The sequence below is a fragment of the Clostridium tarantellae genome (assembly GCF_009295725.1).
In the GTDB taxonomy this organism is placed as follows: Bacteria; Bacillota; Clostridia; order Clostridiales; family Clostridiaceae; genus Sarcina; species Sarcina tarantellae.
In genome coordinates this window covers 1-9,037 of the sequence record NZ_WHJC01000139.1, presented here as the reverse complement: position 1 = coordinate 9,037, position 9,037 = coordinate 1, and the positions used below count along the sequence as shown (strand labels likewise).

Sequence of the window (9,037 nt, the reverse complement as noted above, 5' to 3'; positions counted from 1 at the left end):
TTAAAAATAAGCAAAAACTATTTAAAAATCTTGTTATTAATTTTATTTAATATAAAGGAGTGGCAATAAGGTGAAAAACAAAAGAAAAAACATAATTATTATATTATTAATAGGAATTTTTATAATATCATTTTTAAAACTTTATCCTTATAGACAATATAATACATTCACTTCTGAAAAAGAAATTTCAGTTTTTAATAATATAGCAAGTAAAGATGAAGAACTTTATGATAAGTTTAATACTCTTATTACAGATTTATTTGATCGAAGAAATAAATCTGTGTTAGTTAAAGATGCTGAAGCATTAAAGAAATTTTATGATTTAAATATAAAGGTAAGTTTATGGGCTTATGAAAGTGAAATAAAAAAAATAAAATATTTAACTAATTGGTCTGAAAAACAAGGAGTAAATTTTAGTGATATAAAATCTAAAGTAAAATTAAAAAAAGTAAAAGAAAAAGAAAAAGGGTTATACGGAGTAATATGTACTGTTTCTACAGAATTTACATATAGTTATTTGAATGAACAAGAAAAGAAAAATATATTTAGGTTAGGAACTCATCATTATTTAAATTTAAAAGAAAATGGAGATAGATATATTATTACTAAAGAATGGTATACAGATCCTTTTGCTGATTCATTAGATTTAAATAATATAAAATCTAATGAAATGAAGGAATATATTATTAAAAAAGAATATCCCAAATATATAATGAGTGAAAAAACTAAAAAAGCTATGGATTATGCTCATAGATATTGTGGTGCAGCAGCTGATGAAGAATTTGAATTTAAATACAATGAAAAATACACTGACTTTAACCCTCAAGGAGGAGATTGTGCTAATTTTGCATCTCAAATTCTTCATGAAGGAGCTGGTTTTAAAAAAAATGATGCTTGGAATTATTACAATGGAAATGGTAGTAAGGCATGGGTTAATGCTCAAGGGTTTAAAAATTATATGGTAGGAAGCGGAAGAGCATCGTATATAACAAAGGGTTCATATCAAAAAGTTTATAAATCAGCTTATAATATGAGACCAGGAGATTTTGTTGCTTATGAAAAGAAAGGAAGAGTAGTACATATTTCTACAGTAACAGGCTTGGATTCTAAGGGATATCCTTTAGTTACTTGCCATAATACTGATAGATATTTAGTACCTTATGATTTAGGATGGAGTAATAACAATATAATATTTCATTTAATTCATGTACATTATTAAATGAGTTTTTATTTAATTAAGAATTTTAGTAAATAAATATTTTGTATATTTTTAATTAGAGTTAAATTAGAATATTTTTTAATAAATTATTTTATACTAGAATGGTTTATTTTTCTTTTAAAGGGAGTAAATACAAATGAAAAATAAAAAATTAATATCTATAATATTAAGTTCTATATTAGCTATTTCAAAAGGTAACATATATGCTTTAGAAAAAGAAAATATAATTACAAACAATAAAGAAGTTTTTAAAAATAAAATATTACAACAAGAAGAGTTAAAAATAAAAGATAATATAATAGATATTTTAGGATTTTCAAGTGAAAAAAAATTTAGTATAGGTTTTGACACTGATAAAAAAGAGTTTAAAGTATATAATCAACAAAATAAAGTTATTCATGATTATCATACAGTAATTAATAAGAAATATTTTTCTATTAAAGTATTTAGTAAAAATGGTATAGAAAAATTATCAATAGATTTAATAGGAGGAGATTTTGGTACAACAGATAAGTTAAATACACTAAAAGGTTTTAAATATGATTATGGGGATGTTATAAAACTCTATCACATGGAAGTTAATGGTAGGATGAAAATTTATGGGAACATTATAGATGCAAAAGAGGATTATTCAAGATATATAAAAGATCGTAAAAATATAGAAAATGTTTTTTTTCAAATAACAGAAAAGGGGTTAAAAGTAATATATCCACAGAATCCAATTATAGAGGGTGCAAATAATATAGAGATAAAAGAAGGAACTGATATTAATTTAAAAGAAGGAATTACTGCAAAGGATTTTTTTAATAATGATATAACAAGTAGAGTTTTAATAGAAGGAAATGTAGATAAGAATACAGTAGGTGAATATACAGTAAAATACACTATTACTGATGGCTTTGGAAAGACTTCAGAAATAAATAGAAAAATAAATATAATGGAAAAAGCTAAGATTGAAGACAATATTATAAACACTTCTGGTATATTTTGGAGAGATGCAGATTTTAAAATAGGTTTTGATGATTCTAAAAAAGAGTTTATAGTATTTGATCAAACCCCAAATGTTTTACATAGAGGATTTGGAGATATAGATTTTTGGAGTATTAGAATATTAAATTTTAATGGAGAAGAAAAATTTTCATTAAAATTAAAGGGGATAGATACTGCTAATTCTGACAAATTAGATGCTTTAAAAAATTTCAAGTATGAATATGGTGATCTTATAGAGTTATGGCATAAAGAACCTTCAAAAGAAAGAATAGATGGAAAGATTATAAATGCAAAACATCCTTATGAGAACAGAATAGAACCTTCGGATAATGTAAGATTTGAAATAACCAAAGATGGATTAAAGGCTATTTACAATGAAGCTCCAATAATAAAAGGAATAGAAAATATCACATTGAAAATTGGTGAAGATTTTGATCCTTTAAATGGAGTTTCAGTAGTTGATGATATGGATAAAGCTTTAACTGTAACAGTTAATGGAAATATAGACAAAAATAATCCAGGAGTATATGAATTAATTTACACAACTAAAGATAGATTTGGAAGTATAACTACAGGTAAAAGAAAAGTTACTGTTAGAGATTTAACTAATTTAGAAAAAAATATAATAAATATTAAAAATGATAAAAATAATCCCCTTTTATCCATTAAATTTAATATTGATTCAAAGACTATAAATTTAACAAAAAGTAATGAATATTTTAAATTAAATAAAAATGTAAGGGATTTTATTAAAATAAAAATATATGATTCAACAGAAAGAGAAAAGTTATCAATAGATATTTTAGGAGAAGATAAATCATCTATTAATAAATTAGATAGTTTACAAAATTTTAACTTTCAATATGGCGATAGCATAGAGTTTTTACAATGGGAGACAACTGAAGGAAATAATATAAATATTGAAGGAAATATTATAGATAGTAAGAGTGATTATTCTAAAGGTATAAATAAAAATATTTTAAATAATACAAAATTTAAGATTACCAGTAATGGATTACAAGCTTTTTATAATGAAAAACCAGTAATATTAGGTGTAGATGATATTACTATAAAAGTTGGAGATATATTTAATCCTTTAAGTAATATAACAGTTAATGATGATAAAGATAGTGATTTAATACCTACAGTAACAGGAGATGTTGATAATAATTTAGTTGGTACATATAAGTTAACTTATAATGTAAAAGACAAGGAAGGAAAAGAAACTAGTGTTGATAGAACTGTAACAGTAAGAAGTAATGAAAGACCTACTATATTAGGCGTAGAAGATAGTACAATAAAAGTTGGAGATTTTTTTGACAATAAATTAGGAATAACAGCTAATGATAAAGAAGATGGTGATTTAATTTCTTTAATAAAAGTTAATGGAATGGTGAATTTAAATAAGCCAGGAATATATAGATTGGTTTATTCAATAACAGATAAAGATGGTAATAAACGTGATGTTGAAAGAATTATAACAGTACGAAGTAATAATAAACCAGTAATAACAGGTATAAATGATATTATTATAAAAGTTGGAGATACTTTTGATAATAAATTAGGAATAACAGCTAATGATACAGAAGATGGTGATTTAACTTCAAAACTAGAAATTAGTGGAGATGTTAAAAATGAAGAAATAGGAGTATATCCTTTAGTTTATTCAGTAACAGATGCTGATGGAAATAAAACAAGTATAACAAGGGAAGTAACTATAAGAAGTAATTATGAACCTATAATAACAGGAACAAATAATATCACTATAAAGGTAGGAGAAAAATTTGATGTTTTAGAGGGAGTAAGTGCTAGTGATAAAGAAGATGGTGATTTAATAAGTTCTATTAAAGTATTAGGAGAAGTTCAAAATGAAAGTGTGGGAGAATATGATTTAATTTATTCAGTGAAGGATAGTGATGGCAATAAAGCAATAGAATCAAGAAAAGTCTTAGTTAGAAGTAATGATAAACCACAAATAATTGGAAATGAAAATACAACAATAAAGGTTGGAGATAGCTTTGAACCTATGCTTGGCATAGTGGCAATGGATAAGGAGGATGGAATTTTAACTAGTGGAGTTAAAGTTAATGGAAAAGTGGATACTTCTAAAGAGGGAATTTATGATTTAATATATTCTATAATAGATAAAGATAGCAATGAAAGTATTGTAACAAGAAGAGTTACAGTTAAAAGCAATAGTGTTCCAGAATTAAGTGGTGTGGATAATATAGAAATAAAATATAAAAAAGAATTTAATAAGTTTGAAGGGGTAACTGCAGTTGATAAAGAAGATGGAGATTTGACTAATTTAATACTTGTAGAAGGTAATGTAAATATTGATATACCTGGAGATTATCAATTAAATTACAAAGTAATAGATAGTGATGGAAATGAAAAAAAATTAATTAGGCAAATAAAAGTAAAATCAGATGAAAGACCAAATTTTAATGAAATTAATAATGTGATAGTAAAACAAGGGGAAAAGTTAAATTTAATGGAAGGCGTTGTAGCAAAAGATATAAAAGGAAATGATATAACAAAGCGTGTTATTATTAATGGTACTGTGGATACTGAAATAAGTGGAGTATACCATATAATTTACTCAGTAGCTGATAATGAAGGCAATAAAAGAAGCATTACAAGAACAGTAACAGTACAAAAGGATTCTACGCCAATAATAATAGGAGTAGAAAATATTTCATTAAAACTAGGAGAAGATTTTACTTATAATGACGGTATATTAGCGAGAGATAAGAAAGGAAATGATTTAACAGATTCAATAGTAGTAATAGGAGATGTAGATATTAATACTAAAGGAGAATATAAATTAGTTTACTCAGTAACTGATAAAGAAGGTAATGAACAGATTGTAAGCAGAATTATAAGTGTAGAAGAAGAAAGAGATAAAGGGAAAGAATTTTTAAATGATATAGTTATAAAAAAAGGTGAAGAATTTGATCCTTTAATAGGTATAGAAGAATATTATGATAAAAACAGTATAGAAGTTATAGGAGAAATAAATAAATATGAAGAAGGAACATACAATATAATTTATTCTATAACTGATAAAAAAGGAGATAAAAAAAGTATAACAAGAAAAGTAACAGTTAAAGAACAAGGGGAAGCTAATTTAATAGGAGTAGAAAATGTAAAAATAAAGGTTGGAGAAGCTTTTGATCCTATGAAAGGAATTCAGTTAGGATATAGTGATAAAAAAGAAGCTTTAGATATTGAAAATAATGTTAAAGTTGAAGGAGTGGTAGATACAAATAAGCCAGGTGTATATAACTTAATATATATTATTAAAAATAAAGAAGGAGATGAAAATAGAGTAAATAGGACTATAACCATTACTAATGAAGAGGCACCTATAATAAAAGGTATAGAAAATGTTATGATAAATACATATAAGCAATTTAATCCAATTACAGGCATTAATATAAAAGATAATAAAGATAATAATTTAATAAATAATATAAAAATAAATGGAGAAGTTAAGCAAAAAGAAGGTGAATATACAGTAAAGTATTCAGTAACTGATAATGATGGAAATACTGTAGAGGCAACACGAGTTATAACTGTTAAAAATATGGAGAAAGATAAAAATCATATAAAGAATACTAAGAATGAATTTATTATTTTATTGTCAAAATATAAATATAAATTACTGAGTGTAATAGGAGTAGTATTGCTTTCATTATTTATAGTTTTATTTAAAAGAAGAAAAAGAGAAAAGGATGAATTTGAAGAATAATATATATTAAATTTTAAAAAAGTAGTGGTATTAAAAATTTATTTTTAAAAATAAAAATTTAAAGATAAATTTAATTAATATCACTATTATTTTTGGGATAATAAGCCTAATTAGGAGAGTAAAAACATAATAAATTTTTTCTATTTTTATAATACTAAAGGTAATTAATAGTGCTTAAATGCAGAAAAATATATTATAAAAAATACATTATTAAATAAATTTGTTAAATATTATTTGATAATTAGCATTTCTTATAAATAAAGGAGTGTGGTAGTATGAAAAGTAAAAAAATAATAGCATTAGTAGTGGCAGCATCTTTAATAAACTCAGTAAGTAATTTAGGAGTTTTAGTTAATGCTACAGAAAAAGCAGTTAAAAATATTAATATACAAACACAGAAAGAAAAATCTAATATTGAAAATAATATTATAAATATTTGTGGATATATAGAAAAAAAAGTTGATTTTAAAATAGGGTTTAATGATACAAAAAAGGAATTTAAAGTATATGATCAAACTTCTAATATGTTGCACAAAGATTTTGGAGATAATAAGTTTTGGAGTATTAGAATATTTGATTCAGTAGGTAATGAAAAAAAATATATAGAATTAAAAGGAATAGATTATGCAAATTCTGAAAAATTAAATGATTTAAATGGATTTAAGTATGAATATGGAGATTATATAGAGTTATGGCATAAGGAGTCAATGCTTTTTAAACAAAGTATAGATGGTAATATTATAGATGTTTTTGATAAATATAATGTAAAATTACCAATCAATGATCTTGTTAGGTTTAAGATTACAAAAGAAGGGTTAAAAGTCATACCTACTAGTAAAAATTTAGATAATACTGTGATTTGCATTAAGGGAGATTGGTGGAAAAAATATAATGAATTTATAATTAACTTTGATAGAAGAGAAAATAAAATTAAATTAACTAATAGAGCAAATTGGTATAGTTATAAAAGTATAGGTTATGGTAATTATTGTACAATACAAATATTTAGAAAAAATGTAGGAGAAGTTTTTAAAGCTGAATTAAATGGATATGATACTGGTCAGAGTGATAAATTAAATGGATTACATAATTTTAAATATGAATATGGAGATGTTATAAAAATATGGCATAAGGATTTTAATCATCAAATTATTAAAGGGCATGTAATTGATGCTACTAAAAATTACAATTTTTATAGAAATGAATCATTAAGTGATTATAAGCTTAACAATTTAGGATTTCAAATTAATGAAAATGGATTAAAAGAAGTTAATAATAATGCACCTGTAGTAATGGGACCAGATTATATAGATTTAAATATTGGAGATAGTTTAAGTTTAGAAGAATTAAAGAAAAGATATGTTGCTTCAGATGATTTAGATGGTGATATATCATCAACAATAAAGTTTTATCTAAAGGACTGGAATTTTATTAATACTATTGATTCAGAAAAAATTTTACAGAAAAAAACAATAAATACATCTGTTCCAGCTACATGTAAAATAGAATTTAAAGCAATAGATAGTTGGGGAAAAGAAGGTAGTCATTTAACAACTGTAAGAGTAATATCTAAATTAGAAAAAAATAATATAAATATTTTAGGCTATAATAGCGAAAAAAAATTTAATATAGGGTTTGATGAAAGAACAAAAAAAATTAAGGTAGAAAATCAAAAAAATGAAGCTATTCATGATTATGAGACTGTAATAGATAAAGATTATTTTTCTATAAAGATTTTAGATAAAAATAATAATGAAAAAGCTTATGTAAAATTAATAGGAGGAGATTTTGGAACTTCTGATAAATTGAATGTGTTAAAGGATTTAAGTTATGAATATGGAGATGTTTTAATTTTATATCATAGAGAAAAAGGAAGATTAACCATTGATGGTGAAATAATAAATTCAAAAGAAGATTATGCAGATGGAGTTAATGATGAAGAAAATTTAAATAATACAGTATTTAAAATAACACAAAATGGATTGGAAGCTATATATAATGAAGCACCGATTATACAAGGTATTGAAGATATTATTTTAACTAAAGAATCCCATGAAAATTTAGCTAATAAACTTTTCCAAATAAATTTAAAAAATAAAGAAGTTATTAGAGCAATAGATGAAGTTGAAGGCGATATTACAAAAAAGTTAAATATAGAAGGAGAGTTTGATTTAGAAACACCTGGAGAATATATAATAAAATATAGTGTTTCAGATTCATGGGGAAGAACTACAGAAAAATTAAGAAAAATTACCATTATAGAACCAAATAAAATAGAAGAAAATTTTATAAGAGTTGATGGTTTTGGTAATTGGGGTGAAAGGGATAAGTTTAAAATTGGTTTTGAGGATATAAATAAAACTATAAAAGTATATGATCAAAAATCAGATGAAATACATAATCTTTTTAATAATTATTTTAATATAAGCATTTTTAATAAAATGGGTAAAGAAAAAAAATCAGTGACTATAAGTGGAAAAGATAGAGGAAATTCAGATAAAATAAATGAAATAAATGGATTTCAATATGAATATGGAGATTTAATAAAATTATGGCATGCGGAACCTAATAAACTTCATATTAAAGGGGAAGTTATAGATGCAACAAAAGATTATTCAAATGAAAATACTGGTGTTAGTAGAAATGATTTAGTTTTAGAAATAACTAAAGATGGGTTGAAAGAAGTACAAATAGGAGTTCCAGCTATAAGTGGGGCAGAAGAAATAACAATTAGAAAAGGGCAGCAAATTAATTTAATAGAAGGAGTTACTGCCAGTGATGAAAGAGAAGGAAATATTAGCGAGAAGATAACTGTTAGAAATAATAATTTAGATATAAATACTGTAGGTGAATATGTTGTAGAATATATTGTTTCTAATAGCTTAGGAAAAGAAAATAGAGTTAATAGAAAAATTAAAGTAATTGAAGTACCTAAACTTGAAAAGAATAAAATAAATATTTTAGGTTATAATAGCGAAAAAAAATTTAATATAGGCTTTGATGAAGTAACAAAAAAAATTAATGTAGAAAATCAAAAAAATGAAGCTATTCATGATTATAAGACTATAATAGAT

3 protein-coding genes are annotated in these 9,037 nt (G+C 23.8%); all 3 read left to right on the top strand.

The window, feature by feature from the left end; genetic code table 11:
• Positions 1–70: 70 nt before the first annotated feature.
• Entirely contained in the window at positions 71–1,219 is a 1,149-nt protein-coding gene (locus tag GBZ86_RS09720) for an amidase domain-containing protein (RefSeq protein WP_327444834.1), read from the top strand.
• A 136-nt stretch (positions 1,220–1,355) separates the two neighbouring features.
• The gene (locus GBZ86_RS09715) at positions 1,356–5,963 is read left to right on the top strand and encodes an immunoglobulin-like domain-containing protein (RefSeq protein WP_152890157.1); all 4,608 of its coding nucleotides are present in this window, start codon (positions 1,356–1,358) and stop codon (positions 5,961–5,963) included.
• A 275-nt stretch (positions 5,964–6,238) separates the two neighbouring features.
• Positions 6,239–9,037: putative mucin/carbohydrate-binding domain-containing protein (locus GBZ86_RS09710; protein ID WP_152890155.1), on the top strand; the 2,799-nt coding region annotated here is incomplete at its 3' end.